The sequence below is a fragment of the Corynebacterium sp. HMSC071F07 genome, assembly GCF_001810285.1.
In the GTDB taxonomy this organism is placed as follows: domain Bacteria; phylum Actinomycetota; class Actinomycetes; order Mycobacteriales; family Mycobacteriaceae; genus Corynebacterium; species Corynebacterium simulans.
Genome location: NZ_KV800716.1, coordinates 77,535 through 93,031, shown reverse-complemented (window position 1 = coordinate 93,031; position 15,497 = coordinate 77,535). Strand labels below are relative to the sequence as shown.

The 15,497-nt window shown below is 58.8% G+C and carries 16 protein-coding genes and 2 pseudogenes; 11 read left to right on the top strand and 7 right to left on the bottom strand.

Annotation, left to right across the window (positions count from 1 at the left end; translation table 11 throughout):
- Window positions 1–747: 747 nt before the first annotated feature.
- Window positions 748–1,788, bottom strand: coding sequence for a pseudouridine synthase (locus HMPREF2724_RS10910; RefSeq protein ID WP_082778664.1), 1,041 nt, complete (start codon window positions 1,786–1,788; stop codon window positions 748–750).
- Here HMPREF2724_RS10910 and HMPREF2724_RS12910 point away from each other — a divergent pair.
- The 4 genes from HMPREF2724_RS12910 (at window position 1,736) to HMPREF2724_RS10895 (ending at window position 3,925) form a co-directional block, all read left to right on the top strand.
- Entirely contained in the window at window positions 1,736–1,879 is a 144-nt protein-coding gene (locus HMPREF2724_RS12910) for a hypothetical protein (protein WP_162839578.1), read from the top strand. The two genes, HMPREF2724_RS10910 and HMPREF2724_RS12910, sit on opposite strands and share 53 nt — an antisense overlap.
- A gap of 43 nt (window positions 1,880–1,922) precedes the next feature.
- Window positions 1,923–2,822, top strand: a complete 900-nt coding sequence (locus HMPREF2724_RS10905) for a universal stress protein (protein ID WP_061925137.1) — start codon at window positions 1,923–1,925, stop codon at window positions 2,820–2,822.
- A gap of 155 nt (window positions 2,823–2,977) precedes the next feature.
- Window positions 2,978–3,241: a GlsB/YeaQ/YmgE family stress response membrane protein gene (locus HMPREF2724_RS10900; RefSeq protein WP_061925134.1), complete on the top strand. Its 264-nt coding sequence runs from the start codon at window positions 2,978–2,980 to the stop codon at window positions 3,239–3,241.
- 75 nt (window positions 3,242–3,316) lie between these two features.
- Window positions 3,317–3,925, top strand: coding sequence for a TetR/AcrR family transcriptional regulator (locus tag HMPREF2724_RS10895; RefSeq protein ID WP_061925131.1), 609 nt, complete (start codon window positions 3,317–3,319; stop codon window positions 3,923–3,925).
- On the opposite strand, the gene yidC is transcribed toward HMPREF2724_RS10895, so the two are convergent.
- Window positions 3,882–4,856: a membrane protein insertase YidC gene (yidC, locus tag HMPREF2724_RS10890; RefSeq protein ID WP_061925128.1), complete on the bottom strand. Its 975-nt coding sequence runs from the start codon at window positions 4,854–4,856 to the stop codon at window positions 3,882–3,884. The genes HMPREF2724_RS10895 and yidC overlap by 44 nt on opposite strands.
- A 61-nt stretch (window positions 4,857–4,917) precedes the next feature.
- Between yidC and HMPREF2724_RS10885 the strand changes: the two genes are divergently transcribed.
- Window positions 4,918–5,649 (top strand): class E sortase, encoded by a 732-nt coding sequence (locus HMPREF2724_RS10885; RefSeq protein WP_070588565.1) that lies wholly within the window; start codon window positions 4,918–4,920, stop codon window positions 5,647–5,649.
- On the top strand, window positions 5,650–5,802 hold the full coding sequence (locus HMPREF2724_RS12905) for a hypothetical protein (RefSeq protein WP_162839577.1): 153 nt from the start codon (window positions 5,650–5,652) through the stop codon (window positions 5,800–5,802).
- Here HMPREF2724_RS12905 and HMPREF2724_RS10880 read toward each other — a convergent pair.
- Window positions 5,799–6,353: a DUF2020 domain-containing protein gene (locus tag HMPREF2724_RS10880; RefSeq protein WP_061925122.1), complete on the bottom strand. Its 555-nt coding sequence runs from the start codon at window positions 6,351–6,353 to the stop codon at window positions 5,799–5,801. The genes HMPREF2724_RS12905 and HMPREF2724_RS10880 overlap by 4 nt on opposite strands.
- On the opposite strand from HMPREF2724_RS10880, the gene HMPREF2724_RS10875 reads away from it, so the two are divergent.
- Window positions 6,352–7,524: a sensor histidine kinase gene (locus HMPREF2724_RS10875; protein WP_070588562.1), complete on the top strand. Its 1,173-nt coding sequence runs from the start codon at window positions 6,352–6,354 to the stop codon at window positions 7,522–7,524. The genes HMPREF2724_RS10880 and HMPREF2724_RS10875 overlap by 2 nt on opposite strands.
- Window positions 7,525–7,566: 42 nt before the next feature.
- A complete protein-coding gene (locus HMPREF2724_RS10870) occupies window positions 7,567–8,205 on the top strand; it encodes a LuxR C-terminal-related transcriptional regulator (RefSeq protein WP_061925116.1) in 639 nt (212 codons plus the stop codon).
- Window positions 8,206–8,258: 53 nt separating this feature from the next.
- On the opposite strand, the gene HMPREF2724_RS10865 is transcribed toward HMPREF2724_RS10870, so the two are convergent.
- Window positions 8,259–8,891 (bottom strand): DUF6474 family protein, encoded by a 633-nt coding sequence (locus HMPREF2724_RS10865; RefSeq protein WP_070433101.1) that lies wholly within the window; start codon window positions 8,889–8,891, stop codon window positions 8,259–8,261.
- Window positions 8,892–8,957: 66 nt separating this feature from the next.
- Here HMPREF2724_RS10865 and HMPREF2724_RS10860 point away from each other — a divergent pair, with 66 nt between their 5' ends.
- Window positions 8,958–10,421 (top strand): TM0106 family RecB-like putative nuclease, encoded by a 1,464-nt coding sequence (locus tag HMPREF2724_RS10860; protein ID WP_083306134.1) that lies wholly within the window; start codon window positions 8,958–8,960, stop codon window positions 10,419–10,421.
- An 83-nt stretch (window positions 10,422–10,504) separates the two neighbouring features.
- Here the strand turns inward: HMPREF2724_RS10860 and HMPREF2724_RS10855 are convergent, their stop codons facing one another.
- The gene (locus HMPREF2724_RS10855; protein WP_246818254.1) at window positions 10,505–11,785 is read right to left on the bottom strand and encodes a copper oxidase; all 1,281 of its coding nucleotides are present in this window, start codon (window positions 11,783–11,785) and stop codon (window positions 10,505–10,507) included.
- An 11-nt stretch (window positions 11,786–11,796) separates the two neighbouring features.
- The gene (locus HMPREF2724_RS10850; RefSeq protein WP_070588560.1) at window positions 11,797–12,948 is read right to left on the bottom strand and encodes an MFS transporter; all 1,152 of its coding nucleotides are present in this window, start codon (window positions 12,946–12,948) and stop codon (window positions 11,797–11,799) included.
- 92 nt (window positions 12,949–13,040) lie between these two features.
- Here HMPREF2724_RS10850 and HMPREF2724_RS10845 point away from each other — a divergent pair.
- Window positions 13,041–13,950 (top strand): annotated as a pseudogene (locus HMPREF2724_RS10845) (LysR family transcriptional regulator).
- Window positions 13,951–14,045: 95 nt separating this feature from the next.
- Here HMPREF2724_RS10845 and HMPREF2724_RS10840 read toward each other — a convergent pair.
- Window positions 14,046–14,648: a superoxide dismutase gene (locus tag HMPREF2724_RS10840; protein WP_061925107.1), complete on the bottom strand. Its 603-nt coding sequence runs from the start codon at window positions 14,646–14,648 to the stop codon at window positions 14,046–14,048.
- Window positions 14,649–14,845: 197 nt separating this feature from the next.
- Here HMPREF2724_RS10840 and msrA point away from each other — a divergent pair.
- A pseudogene (msrA, locus tag HMPREF2724_RS10835) lies at window positions 14,846–15,495 on the top strand (peptide-methionine (S)-S-oxide reductase MsrA).
- Window positions 15,496–15,497: the final 2 nt, after the last annotated feature.

Below are 15,497 nucleotides of genomic sequence, written 5' to 3'. Positions count from 1 at the left end.
AAAAACTCGCATCTGACAATTGGTGCTTGTCCGTCTCGTGAATGTGCAGGTAGAGACAGTTTCACTGATAGCGGCGCGCCGCCGGACTGATTTATTGCCCGTGGGCGACGGTGTCGGTGACTGTTCCAATTCGCCGTCCTTAGTCTCGGCTTAAAGCACAGTGTCGAAACGCTTCTTATGGATGGATCGCATGAAAGTAGACATTTCGCCGTCGATTTCTCTATTGCGATTGCAGCCGTGGACCGGTTGGTCCTTGGGTAGTGGCGACGAGTGGGGTACGGAGTTGCTATGGGGCTTACGGTGCCGGTGTAGCTTCGGGGAATCGCAACCTCACCGAGGTAAGTCGCCCTTTCAAGTTTTGTCGTTTCGTTTGCGTCGCGGCGGCTCCGACTTCATCGTCTGCGGAGCGTTGAGTCTTAGTCGTTCGGGGTGACCTTATGCTGCGGGCTATAACTCTAAGTCTGCGGCTTGTACGTGGTTGCTGTAACGGGTCGTGCCTGTTTGGTGGTTTGCTCGCGCCAGGGTTATTGCTTTCTGGTCGGGTCCAGGGCACGATAGCTTGAGCATGAATGCTCTAATGCGCGCTGCATTTTAATGTGGGCGAGGCACGGCTTTTGAAAGTTTGGAATGCGGGTCGGCTGTTTTTATTTCTTTTCGGTTTAGTGGGTTGGGTAAAAGATGAGTTTGTAGACGCTCGTAATTTTCCTGGTGAAAAGTTCGATGGGATCGACGTACGAATTACAACATTTATGGGTGAAGGAAATTATGGGCGACTAGTGGCAAGTTTGAGGAGAACTCGCGAGGTTTGCCAGAAAGTGGATCGGTGAATGCGATGTGCGTTGCGGTGAGATGCATTGGGACGCGCATGTCCTCCGCGTCGGCGGGATAGATGACGGGGTACACGGGGTCGCCGAGAATGGGTACGCCGGCTTGCCACATGTGGAGCCTTAGCTGATGGGTCTTACCCGTCTTCGGCTTGAGCGTGTAGCGGGCGAGCGGGGGTTGCTTGCCATGAATATTTTCGTAACCGGTGTTGTCCACAGCGGTCACGTCGGCGAGGATGGTGATCGCGTTTACGGGGCCGTCCACAATGCGCCCTTGGATTTCGCCAGGGGTCTTTTCGATGCGTGACTCCCACACGGTGCCCGCCGCGACGTCGGAAAGCGGGGCGATAGCCTCGTAAGTCTTTTGCACACGCCTTTCCGCAAATAGTGTCTGGTAGGCGCCGCGTACGTCCTTCGTCTTTGTAAATACCAAGATTCCGGAAGTAAGTCGGTCGAGGCGATGCGCGGGTGTGAGTTCGTCGATTCCGGTCTTGCGGCGCATCTGAACAGTGGCCGTCTGGACGATGTGCTTTGCGCGCGGCATCGTTGCCATAAATGGCGGCTTGTCTACTACGAGCAGGTGCTCGTCCTCATAGATGATCGGGATGTCATAGGGCACCGGTGTTTCGGGCGCCGGCATGCGGTAGAAGAACACGTCAGTGTCGGTGCTGAGCAGTGTATCCGAGCGCAGGACCGTTTGGTCGCGCAGAACCACCTCATTGTTGTCGAAGCGCGCCTGGAGCGCCGCGGCGTCGTCAAGCGGACTGCGATGGCGCTGTGCTGTAATCACTTCTTCCAAAAATGCCCAGGCTGTAATTGGGCCGGCCGGTACGCGCACCCTGGTCGGATTCAGACCATCTTTAATTGGCAATGGGCTGAACCCCTTGCGCATATGCACTAGTCTGTTTCCCATGGATTTTGACTCTCTTCTCGCACCGGTAATTGAATTCTTCTCTAACGGCATTGGCGCCGTAATCGCACAGATTGCGGAGTTCTTGTACTCCGTATTTTTCCCAGCTAATGCAGGCGCTGCAACTACTGCGGAGATTGGTTAGTACGTACTAGACTGAGGGTATAACCAGCTGAAAGGAAAACATCATGGCCAAGGAAGACATTGTTGTTGTTGCCGTAGACGGTTCGGAAGCCTCCAAGAACGCTGTTCGTTGGGCTGCTAACACCGCAACCAAGCGCGGCATTCCGCTGCGCATTGCCTCCAGCTACACCATGCCGCAATTCCTGTACGCAGAGGGCATGGTCCCTCCGAAGGAACTCTTCGATGATCTGCAGGCAGAAACTCTGGAGAAGATCGAAGAAGGCCGCGCCATCGCTCATGAGGTTTCGCCGGATCTGAAGATCGGCCACACGGTGGCTGAAGGCTCCCCGATTGACATGCTGCTGGAAATGTCCAAGGACGTCACGATGATTGTCATGGGCTCCCGCGGTATGGGTGGTCTCTCCGGCATGGTGATGGGTTCCGTTTCCGCTTCCGTGGTTTCCCACGCTGCCTGCCCGGTTGTTGTGGTTCGTGATAACAACAACGTCACCGAGCTGAACAAGTACGGTCCGGTTGTTGTTGGTGTCGATGGTTCTGAGGTTTCCCAGAAGGCTACCGCTTATGCCTTCAAGGAAGCAGATGCCCGTGGCGCCGAGCTCATCGCGGTTCACACTTGGATGGACATGCAGGTTCAGGCTTCCCTCGCTGGCCTCTCCGCCGCACAGGCTGAGTGGGCAGACGTGGAGAAGGAGCAGGCAGAGCTGCTCAGCGAGCGCATTGCTTCCCTTCAAGAGGAGTACTCAGGCGTTCAGGTCAAGAAGGTTATTGCTCGTGACCGTCCGGTCCGCGCACTTACCGACGCCGCTGATGGCGCCCAGCTGCTCGTCGTTGGCTCCCACGGCCGCGGCGGATTCAAGGGCATGCTTCTTGGCTCCACCTCCCGCGCACTCTTGCAGTCGGCACCATGCCCGATGATGGTTGTGCGTCCGGACTCCGGAGAATAGAGCGCTAGTTTCTGGGGGTTCCCTGGCAATTAACTAACGATTCATCAACGCTTCGAGGGACGACCTGCGGAAACGCAGATCGTCCCTTTTGTGTTTATATTTTTTGCTGGCACCATAGTGCTTGTAGCTGAAAGAACTAATAAAAGGAGATAGCTATGGGCATGGGCCTAGGATTTTTCGGATCGATCATCGTCGGCATTATCGCTGGCTGGTTGGCAGAGAAGATTATGAAGCGTGATCACGGCCTTCTGACCAACCTGATCGTCGGTGTACTTGGCGGCCTCTTGGGCGCAGGCATTATGTCCTTTGTTGGTTTTGACTCCCCGAATCGATGGATCATGATGATCGTCGTCGCCACCTTGGGCGCTTGTTTGCTTCTGTGGATTGTCGGCCTGGTTACCAAGAAGTCTCCCAAGTAAACAGGGTTAATTAGCGTACATACCGGTTTGTCTATATTGTATAGATGAACCGGTTTTGTCGTTTTAGGAGAGGATATGCCAGAAAAGAAATCGCGCAGGAACCGTCCGAGTCCGCGCAGCCGACTCCTTGAGTCCGCAACCAATCTTTTCACCACCGAGGGCATTCGCGTCATCGGTATTGACCGCATTCTCCGCGAGGCGGATGTGGCCAAGGCATCCCTTTATTCCCTCTTTGGCTCTAAAGACGCCCTCGTCATTGCATATGTGGAGTCGCTTGATGAAAAGTATCGGGCCGATTGGGAAGCCCGTACCGCAAACATGACCGATCCGCACCAGAAGGTGCTGGCCTTCTTCGATAAAGCAATCGAGGAACAGCCAGGAATCGAATTCCGCGGCTCCCACTTCTTAAACGCGGCGGGCGAATATCCACGCCCTGAAACCGATGCTGAACGCGGCATCGTGGCAGCCTGCGTAGAGCACCGCACCTGGGTGCACAACACCATGACTGCGCTGCTTACCGCAAAGAACGGCTATCCTTCTGCCACGCAGGCAAGCCAGCTGCTCATCTTCCTGGACGGCGGCATGGCAGGCGCGCGCCTTACCCGTGACCTTTCACCGCTGAAGACCGCGCGCGAACTGGCTATTCAGCTTCTTTCTGCGCCTCCTGCTGACTATTCGATTTAAGCTGCTTGCGAGCCTGCGCCACGATGCGCATGTTTTCCTTGCGCTTCGCCTTAGCCTGTTTCTTTGCCTCCTTGCCGGAACGGGCTTTCTTTTTGCGCTTTTCTTCCTTGGAACGCCAGCGGCCGATGGTCTCACGGCGGAAGGCATGGACTTCCTCTGGTAGCGGGTAACGGCGGCGCAGGATTAGCTCATAAACCACTGTCTGGATGAGCGTGTAAAGATACGTCCAGCCCCAGTAGTAAATGATTGCCACCGGGATAGGTGCGTTCATTGCGGTGTTCCACAGCAGCCACGGCACCAAGAAGATGAGCAGGACCGTAAACCAGAGCATGCGGCGGTTGAACTTCTTATCAAACTGCGTGGTCAGATAAGAGCGGTAAAGCGTGATGACCATGTTCAGAACGGTGAACAAAAGCGCTAGCACCAAGATGGGAATCACAAGATCCTTGTGCTCACGGGCGAAATCCGTAATCGGTACTCCGTTGAGCAAGGTGGTGCGGAATGCCGCGACGTCTGCGGGATTTAAAAGGCCCACATGGTCGCTGTTGCCCTCGCGGGAGGCGCGCAAAACCACCTGGTAGAGGCCCAAGAACATCGGCATGATGATGAAGATGGGCAGGCAGCCTACCGCCGGGTTGAATTTGAATCGCTCACGCAGTTCCTTTTGCGCGGTGAGGATCTCCATCGCCTCTTCCACCGTGGTTGCCTCTTTGAGGCGGGCATTGAGAGCGACCTGCTCTGGGCGCATGAGCGCGCCAATGCGCCCCGACTTCACCGAAAGCCAATTCAGCGGTGCAATAAAGCTACGGATTGTGATCACAAGGAAGACGATTGCCACCAACCACGCCAGCGAGCTATCGAGGAATTGGGCGAAAAGTATGTGCCACAACTTCATGATTCCGGAGACCGGGTACATGAATATTTCGAGCATGTTAATCCTTCACGAGGCGCGGATAGGGCTTTCTGTACTGTACAGCGATTAAGTTTAAATTATGAGCAAAAATAGAGTGAGCACCGTCATCGGTGAGCTATTGCTGACCAGTGGCGTCATCTTGCTTCTCTTTGCCTTCTATGAGGCCTACTGGACCAACCTAGAGTCTGACCGCCTGCAGGAAAAGGCGAGCGAAAACTTGGAAACTCAGTGGCACAACCCCCGCGGAAAACTCCACCCCAAGCTGGGTGAGGCCTTTGCCCGGATGTATATCCCGACGTTCGGCTCGGATTTCCAATTCGCCATCATTGAAGGCACGCAGGAAGAGGATCTACTGCGCGGTCCAGGTCGCTACACCGATAGTCAGATGCCGGGGGAACTCGGAAACTTCGCCGTCGCCGGCCACCGCGTGGGCAAGGGTGCCTCATTTAATGACTTGGCTAATCTTGAGACCTGCGATGCCATCGTGGTCGAAACCCAGTCGGAGTGGATAACCTACCGCGTGTTGCCAATCGACGGCGCGCCAGCTGATTGCTTTAGCCCTGAACAGAAGGCTAAGCCTGAGTACCAAGGTCTGAGCGGTCGGCATATCACGCTGCCTGGCGATGTCGGGGTTATCGCCCCTGTCCCGGGCTGGGATACCCCGGTCGAGCAGGCGTCGGAAGCCTTGCTCACCCTAACCACCTGCCACCCGCAGTTTTCGAATGCGGAGCGCATGATTGTCCATGCCATGGAAGTCGCACATGAACCGAAGGTAGAGGGCAAGACCCCTGCCGTACTGGAGGAGAGCTAGATGTATCGCGCACTATGGAATCTTTTGCCAGGGCCCACCGCCGTCAAAGTGGTGTTGGTGCTCGCGATTGCGGTTGGCGTATTTTTCCTCCTGATGGAGGTTATTTTCCCGTGGGTTTCGACGATAATGCCGTATAACGACGTGGCGGTTTAAAGCCCTAAGTTCTTAATCGCCTCTTGGGCGATGAGCTCAGCCTTCAAGGTCTGGAGCTGATTCGACCACACCAGCACGGCCTTGTTGTCCTTTTGCACGGCGTATACGGAATATGCTTCGTCGAAGACGCCGCGGCCGCCGGACCAGCCTGCGAACTCGGCTAGTTCCGTGGAATCGACCGGGGCGGCCCAATCCACCACGGCACGGGCCTGTTCAACGTCCGGCATCTCGCGGACTACGACCGTGGCCTGCGGGTCTTCCGGATAGGACCAGAAGATGCACGCGGGGGTGCTAAAGCGCTTGTCGACGGCCGTGCGGGTCATCCTCTGCCCATTCGTATCAGCTACCCACTGGGTATCGAGATAGGGGCAGGCTTCTTCGGCATTCGGCTCGGCGGTGGCATCGACGGGCAGGCCGTCTCCTGGAGCCGCGGAAGACGGCGCGGCGTCGTGAGGCGCGGGTGCGGAGTCGGTGGATGCGGTCTCCTGGGAGCTGCAGGCGCCGAGGGCGAGCGTGACGGCCAGAAGGCCGGACAGTAGGCTTTTGCGCATGATGTCCACAATAGACCAGCGTTCCTCAGAGACTGAGGCTTTGCGCAATGGCATTCATATCCTTACCGCGACCTTGCTCGTGGTGGCCATCTTCAGCACGGTGCGCCTGCCGTTGTGGCAGGCCGTGATTAACCTGTTGCTGCTGACGGCGTTTGCGGCAATTTACTTCGCAGGCTCGGTCTTTTTTGAGCAATGGCCAAAGGGCGTGCGATACCTATGGCTGGTGATTCTATCCGTCGTGTGGATGGCAGACATGTTCGTCGCTCCCGTTGCGATTTACCTGGTCTTCGCGCTGTTCTTTTTGTATCTCTACGTACTGGACCTGTACGTGGGCATAGTCTGCGTCATTGCGGCGACGGCGATTTCGGTGATCATGCAGATCCCGGGTGGGTTGACCTTCGGCGGTGTCATGGGACCTGCGGTCTCTGCGCTAGTGACGGTGGCTATCTACTACGCATTCCGAGCCTTGTCCCTGATGAATCGCGAGCTCATCGAGACGCGTTCGCAGCTGGCGGAATCGGAACGTGAAAGCGGCATGATCGCAGAGCGCCAGCGCATCGCGCACGAGATTCATGACACCCTGGCTCAGGGGCTTTCCTCCATCCAGATGCTGCTGCATGCGGCAGATCGGGACTTGGGGAAGGAAGACATCAAGCGAGCCCAGGAGCGCATCGAACTCGCGCGGCGAACTGCGGCCGATAACCTGCACGAAGCCCGCGCCATGATTGCGGCGCTCCAACCACCCGCGCTGGCGGAGGCTTCACTGGAGGCGGCGCTTAACCGCATGGCTGAGAACTTCGCGGCCACTAGCGGCGTGAACGTCGAGGTGGAGGCAGAAGGTGAAGAAGTTAAGCTGCCGATGAAGGTAGAGGCGGCGCTTTTGCGTATCGCGCAGGGCGCGGTGGGCAACGTCGTCAAGCATGCGGGTGCCACCCGCGCGCGCATCACCGTGACTTATGCCCCGGACGAGGTGCGTGTCGACGTCGTGGATAACGGGCATGGCTTTGACGTAGCGAAGGTGCAGGACCAGCCCGCGGGCCTGGGGCATATTGGGCTCAGCGCTATGAGCCGGCGCGCGGAGGAGCTCGGCGGTGAGGTCGTGGTGGAGTCAACACCAGGTTCCGGTACTGCGGTGTCAGTTAGTATGCCCTTGGGCGGCACGGTAGATTAAACTTTTGGATGATTGTCTCGACCACTTTAGGAGGAAGCGCGCGTGATTAGGGTCTTGTTGGCCGATGACCACGAGATCGTTCGCCTCGGGCTGCGATCCGTACTCGAAGGCGCTGAAGACATCGAGGTTGTAGGCGAGGTGGCAACTGCGGAGGCCGCGGTGTCCGCGGCACAGGCCGGCGGAATCGATGTCATCTTGATGGACTTGCGCTTCGGTGCCGGCGTGGAAGGCACGCGCGTGATGGGCGGTGCTGAGGCAACCGCAGCTATTCGCTCCTCCATGGCGCATCCGCCGAAGGTTCTCGTAGTGACTAACTATGACACCGACGCCGATATTCTCGGCGCCATTGAGGCTGGCGCAGTGGGCTACCTGCTCAAGGACGCTCCGCCGAACGAGCTGCTCGCTGCCGTGCATTCCGCCGCAGATGGTGACTCGGCGCTTTCGCCGATCGTGGCAGATCGTTTGATGACCCGCGTGCGCACTCCGCGCACCTCGTTGACCCCGCGAGAGCTAGAGGTACTCAAGCTGGTGGCTGCCGGCGCTTCCAACCGTGAGATCGGCCAAGACCTCATGCTGTCTGAGGCAACCGTGAAGTCCCACCTGGTGCACATCTACGACAAGCTGGGCGTGCGCTCGCGTACCTCCGCTGTGGCGGCTGCTCGCGAGCAGGGCGTGTTGTAGAGCCTTCTCGGCCTTACTGCCCACAGGGGGAAACGGGATATTACTGGTCGACCTTATGCGGACAGACGCTGCTGGATTTCAGCGGTGATGTTGTCAATCTCCGCGTTGATGGTCTTGTGCACGCGGCGGCGCTGCTGGTCGGTCATGTACTCAGCGTTATCGATGGAAGAATCAACCTCGTTGAGGCGCTCCTTTACGTCACGCTTGAAGCCGGCCGGGAGATCAGAATCCTTGAGGGTGTTGCGGATGCCTGCGGTGCGAGCCTTTAAGGAAGCACCGTGGCCGGAGAATGCCGCCATCTGATCGGTGGTCAGGCCGGCTTTCTTAGCGCGGTTGGCCTCAAGCTGGCCCTGTGCCGCAACGATGCCACGGTAAACGAGCGGCAGCAGCAGTGGGGCAGCGGTGCGCAGAGCGCCGGCGTAACGCTTGACATTGTCCTTGTTAAGGCGGCCGTGCTTGAGCTTATCGAGCTCGAGCTGTGCCATCTTCTTTTCGTGCTTGCGGCGCTTCTTAAGGCCCTTCTCCTCGGACTTGATAAGCGCCTTTTCCTGCTTGGCCAGGATCTTCTGCTGGCGCTTCTGGGCCTTGGATGCTTCCTTAACCTCTGCCTTGACGCGGGTCTTAGCGGCCTTGACCTCGGCGCGTGCTTCGCGGCGAGCCTTCCTAATCTTCTTCACGATGCTCATAAATTTTTCCTTTACTTAATTGTCTGGGTTCAACTTTACCTTGCTGTTCTATTAAGCTCACCCGTTGTGAAGGATGTGCTTGGTGCTGCGGACCTCGTGGGGTGCCGCTATAGGCTGGTGCAGCGGCGTGCCCATCCGGAGATCCAACCAACTGAGGCCTCCAAGGCCCGGGCCGAAAGGCACGTGGCCGCCGTAGAAGCCGCGATGGCGAACCTGCCGGTCAAGGCTCCCGGCCGCTTCCGGCGCATCGACTTGGAAGGTGATGAGTGGGAGCGTTCTATGGCCACGCTAGAAGCGTTGGCTTATGGATACACGCATATTACGGGAGCCATTTTCGCCACCGGCGAATGGAAGGTAGAAATAGACCTTCTGCTGCGTGAGGGGGAGGCCTATACGCCGATCATCGTCTCGAATCACCGCGTAGCGCGCCGTAACGAAAATGCGCGCACTCTGGCGGTGCCCACCCACAGGGTAGGCCTTAGTGAACCACTAGAGGTGCCTTATAAGCTGCGGCATCATTCCGTCGACGGCTATCGTCTGGCATTTGCCGCGCGTGCGCTGGAGGACCTTGATCTAAATTCGGGCCGGGGCGGAGCGATTGGCCAGGATCGCTCGCGGGTATTTTTCACCGACACCGCACGTTTCGACGTCGCGAGTGCGTTGGCGCAGCCTTTGCCCACGGGTCCACGCCGCGTCAAAGAGTGCGCAACCTGCCGTTTCTGGAAGCTGTGCGAGCCTGAGCTGCGCGCCCGCGACGACATTTCACTGTTCCTGCCGGGCGATCGCGCCAAGGCCTACCGTGAAAAGGGCATTGAGACGGTGCAAGCGCTTATCGACGCCCAGTTGGGCGAGCCCTCCCAGCTCGCCAAGGCCTGGCGCGTGGGCGAGCCACTTTTGCGCCGCGATGAAACTGCACAGAGCGCTCAGCCCGGACTCACCGTGCCACGTGCCGACGTCGAAGTCGATGTGGACATGGAGGCCTACCTGGACCAGGGCGCTTATCTCTGGGGTGCTTGGTATGAGGGTGAGTACCACGCCTTCGTGACCTGGGAACCGCTCGGCGGGCGCGCTGAGGCCGCTAACTTCGCGGAGTTCTGGGAGTGGCTGATGGGCCTGCGCGCCCAGACGCATGCCGCGGGCAAGACCTTCGCGGCCTATTGCTATTCCGCGCACGGTGAGAACCACTGGATGCGCATGTCCGCCAAGCGCTTTGGTGCTCCGCAGTTGGATGAGGTCGAAGAGTTCATCGCCTCGCCCGAATGGGTCGACATGTTTGTCTACGTTAAGCGCAACTTTGTGGGCCCCTATGGGCTCGGCCTTAAGACCGTGGCTCCCGTTGCCGGTTTTCAATGGCCCGAAGACTTCGACGGCGAGGAATCCGTCAACGCCCGCCGCGAAGCATTGGCAGGGGATATGGAAGTTCGCCAGCAAATCCTTGATTATAATTCTGGCGACGTGCAGGCCACTCGGGCCGTGCGCGATTTTATGAGTGTCGGCGCGCCGGGCGTACCTGCGCTTTCTAGCATCTAGCCTTTGGGGCTTTATCTAATCTCTCTAGAATCCTCCGATCCTGGATACGCCGGAACCGCCGCTGTAAGCGACGAGTCTGCGTATTAGAACAGCAGCAGTGGTGCCAGGATGGCAGCGCCTATGCCCACTTGGTGCCAGGCAACGGTGGTCTCCGGGGCAGGCCCCTCGGCCTTCTTCTGCAGCACTGCCTTTTGGGCTTTCACCGCGCGCACGATGAGCACCGGGTAAACCGCGAGGGAGCCGATGCACAAGAGGGCGGCGCACAGGGTGACCCAGACGGTCGTCGAGGACATCCAGATTGCCACGCCGCCGTTGATGAAGGTGGCGCGCAGCAGGCCGAGGCGGTCGAGCTCTTGCAGGCCCGCACGGGTGGCTGCCGGGCCGCCGCCCATTGTGATGGGAAGCAGGTAGCTCATCACGCCAAATAGGAGCTGCGCGGCAAAGCCCACCACCAGTCCAAGCGTGGGAATGCCGGGCTCAGGGCTAAAGAAGTGTTGCACCGTGTAGTAGGTCAGCGCGCCTACCAGCCAGAAAGCGGAGCACAGAACGGAGATCGAAGGGTAGTTCACCCGCCCACGCGGATCCTTAGCCACGTTTAGTACGTTGGTGACCCACCCCTCGAGGCTTAAGACCCAGCCCACGCAGTAGACTGCGAGCCCGAACTCTGGGTGGTTAACAATGGTGCCGACCAAGGTGATGACAACGCCGAGCGCCAACAAAAGGAAGCTCGGGCGCATACGCTTGTTGACGCCCTTGGTGCGCCAGATGGACGGGAACAAGATGGTCAGCGAGCCGGCCGCGGCCAAGCCCGCGAAGCCGGCGACGTTGGCCGTGACGTGGGCGATGAGCAGCTGTGGGAGAGCAGGATGCACCGAAAGCAGTGCGCCCAAAGCAGCGCCCACCGCGAGGAAGAAGGCGGAGGCGACGTAGGCGGCAATGACGGGGCGGAAGCGTTTGCCCTTGCTTCCACGCCACTGGCCGAACAAGGAAACGCCATGCCAGGCAATCATCGCAGCAACTATCGTGGCGCCGACCTGGGTGAGTATCCAGTGCTGTGACCACGCATGCAGAAGTAATTGACCGATAAGCACCAGCACAATGCCCGCGTTGAGAGCATAGATGCGAGTGAGCTGGGTGGGCCGGACGGAATCCGGCAGGCGGGGTTGCACGAACTTCTCAGAAAGGTGCTGGGACCACACCACGATGGAGTTGCTCAGAATGCCCAGCGTGAAAATGTGAATGAGCACCCAGCGGGCATTTGGGATAAAAGCATGGATGGCGCCCACAACGATAAAGACCATCATCCAGATTGTCACGGGACGCGAGGCCCGGCGATGCCATGTGCGCGCTGACCATTTATCCATAAAACACGAGTTTATTCGTTTTTTCTCAAGGTAAAAGTCAGGCCTGTCAGTACCAGCGTCGCGCCACCGTAACAGGCGATGAAGCCGACCCAGGGCAGGGCGTCGAAAAGCAGGCCTGCCACCGCGCCCAGGACGGAAGAACCAAAGTAATAACAAAAGACGTACATGCTGGAGGCCTCCGCACGGTCATGGGTGGCCAGGTGTCCCACCCAGCCGGAAGCCGTGGAGTGCGCGGCAAAGAAACCGACCGTCAGCGCCACGATGCCCAGCAGAACTAGCGGAAGGGGCCCAGCGCAGGCAAAGATGCCGAGCGTGAAAAGAAGGCAGGAAGCAAAAAGCGTCTTTCCATGGCCGATCTGCTGTACCAGCCGGCCTGCGCGAGCCGAGGCCCACGTGCCGCTCAAGTAGAAAAGGAACACCGAACCCGCCAGCGCTGGCGCCAGGCCAAAGTGCTGGATGAGTCGGAATCCTAAGAAGTTGTACATCGAGACAAAGGTGCCCATCGCCAGAAATGCCACCAGGTATAGCCCCACCAGCTTGCGGTTTCGCAGATGGCCAAAGATGGCGCGTAGCTCGTTGCCAAAGCGCAGTGCCTTAGGGGTGAAGTTGCGCTGTGCAGGCAGCAACACGATGCAAACGAGGGCGAAAAATAACGAGACGCAGGCTGAGCCGAACAACGCCCAGCGCCAAGAGCTGAACTCCACGATGCCGGTGGGCACGAGGCGGCCGGTCAGCCCGCCGATGGAGGTGCCGGCGATGTAGAGGCCCATCGCGCGGGCGAGATCGGTGGCAGAAAGCTCTTCAGATAACCAGGCCATAGCCGTGGCTGGGGCACCGGCAATCACCGCGCCCTGCAGGCCACGCAAAGTAATGAGCAATGCTGCGTTTGGGGCCAGCGGTACGACTAAGCCCAGCAGCGTCGCACCGACCGCTGAGACGATGAGCAGGCGGCCGCGTCCGAATCGCTCCGAAAGGATGGAAGCGGGAATCACGCATAGAGCCAGCGCGCCCGTGGCCGCCGACACCGTCAGAGCGGCCTGCGTGGAGCTGAGCCCCATCTGTTCCACCAGCGTGGGCAGTAGGGCTTGGGTGGTGTAGAGACAGGAAAAGATCGCCAGCCCCACGAAGAGCATTGCGAGCATGGCGCGCCGGGTTCTAGTCATATAAACAGCATGCGTGGCGGCAATGCATGTGTAAAATGTCTGAAAATTAGAAATTTAATGCAGACGGCGCATATAGAAAAGTGGGTGCGGGAATGAACCTGGATGACGTTCGTGGCGTCGTCGCCGTTGCGGAGCTCGGGCAGGTGGGCGCCGCGGCCGATGAGCTAGGCATTTCCCAGTCTGCGCTCACCCGCCGAGTGCAACGCATGGAGCGTGCGCTGGGGGCAAGTCTTTTCAACCGCGTGGGGCGCAGGCTGGTGCTCAATACCCCGCGGTGAGGCATTCGTAGTGCACGCACGGAAGATGCTCGCCGCTGAGCGCGCCGGGCGGGATATGGTGTCCCGGCTCATGGACCCGGAACGCGGCGCAGTTCGCCTAGATTTCATGCATTCGCTGGGCACCTGGATGGTCCCTGACCTGGTCAAGGCTTATCGCGCACAGCATCCGAACGTGGATATTCGTCTGCATCAAGGCGCGGCGCAAGAGCTGGTTGGCCGCGTACTCGCGGGCGAGTCTGACCTAGCGCTGGTGGGCCCGCGGCCTACTTTGCCCGAAGCGGCGGAGCCGGCAACTAGTGCACAGATAGGTTGGCATCAGATCGAGAGACAGCGGCTGGGGCTCGCCGTGCCCGAGGGACACTGGGCCGCAGACCGCGCGGAGGTAGGAATCGCCGAGTTCCGCGACGAACCCTTCATCGGCATGCTTCCCGGGTATGGCACGCGCATGCTTCTCGACGCCCTAGCAGACAGTGCAGGTTTTAGCCCACGGTTGGTCTTTGAGTCGATGGAGCTAACCACTGTGGCAGGACTCGTTGCCGCCGGCCTGGGTAGCGCGCTTCTGCCCCTCGACGACCCCTACCTGCAGGTAAGAAACCTCGTTCCGCTGCAGCCGCCCGCTTACCGCGAGCTTGGCCTCGTCTGGCGGCAAGGAGATGAGGCTCCGCCGGTCGCGCAGTTCCGCGACTTCATCGTGGAAGGGGCCTGGGCTAAAGGCAGGGTCTAACAAGGGCTCGAGAAGTAGGTGAAAACAAAAAGAAAGCCGGCCTTCCTGCCAATCAAAGGCGGGTAAAGGCCGGCTCTAAAAGCGTGAATTAACGCTTACTTGGAAGCTGCAGCGAAGCGCTCAGCAACGTCATCCCAGTTGAATACGTTCCAGACTGCCTTAACGTAGTCGGCCTTCACGTTCTTGTACTGGAGGTAGAAAGCGTGCTCCCACATATCCAGCATGAGCAGCGGGGTGAAGTTGATGGAGGTGTTGCCCTGCTGATCGGTCAGCTGCTGAACGAGCAGGCGGCCAGCGATGTGGTCGTAGCCCAAGACAGCCCAGCCGGAGCCCTGCAGGCCAAGAGCCGCAGCGTTGAAGGCCTTCTGGAAAGCCTCGAAGGAACCGAAGTCACGGTTGATAGCCTCTGCCAGCTCGCCGGTTGGCTCGCCGCCACCGTTAGGGCCAAGGTTCTTCCAGAAGATGGAGTGGTTGGTGTGGCCACCCAGGTTGAAAGCAAGGTTCTTGTACAGAGCGCGGAGGCGGTCAGCGTTGCCCTCACCCTTGATCTCAGCGTCGATAGCCTCGAGAGCAGCGTTTGCGCCAGCAACGTAGTTAGCGTGGTGCTTGGTGTGGTGCAGCTCCATGATCTCTGCGGAGATGTGTGGCTCGAGTGCGTCGTATGCGTAGTCGAGTTCTGGAAGTTCGTAGACAGCCATTGTTAATTCCTTTCTTTGGGTACGGTGCCCAATGATAGGAGCGCTGAAAGTATTCCGCCACAATTTTTCCACCCCGCGCTACACTCGTCCGCATCGAAGAGCAGGCCTTGGCCCTAAACGGTGGCCAAACGGCCCGAAGAAAATTCGTGAAAACCATCAAATAACCATCAAATTCAGAGTGAAACGAGGAAGAAAACATGTCGTGGTTGTTTAAACCAGAACCGAAAATCGTTAGCCGGGAAGATGCTCTGCCGGGGCGCGCGAAACCGATCTTGGATCCGCAGCCGCACGCTGTGTTGGGCACGCCGATTACCGGCCCCTGGAAGGAGGGGCAGAAGTCTCTCGTGATCGGCATCGGCTGTTTCTGGGGTGCGGAGAAAATGTTCTGGGAAACCCCGGTGTGGAGTCCACGTCCGTTGGCTATGCCGGCGGCAACACCCCAAACCCCACCTATTACGAGGTCTGCCGCGGGCTGACCAATCACGCGGAGGTCGTGCAGATTACCTATGACCCGCAGCAGGTAAGCCTGAAAGAGCTCGTGGTCAAGGCTTTGGAGGCACACGATCCAACGCAGGGCTTCCGCCAGGGCAATGATGTGGGAACGCAGTACCGCTCGGCCTTTTATCCAGAGACCGAGGCCGAGCGCGTGGAAATTCAGGGCATCGTTGACTCTTACGCGGGCAAGCTTGCCGACGCCGGCTTTGGTGACACCACCACCGAAGTAGTCGTGCTATCTGAGACCGACGCAGGCGAGTATTACCTCGCCGAAGACGAGCACCAGCAGTACCTGCACAAGAACCCACACGGCTACTGCCCGCATCATTCCACCGGCGTGAAGTGCGGCTAAGA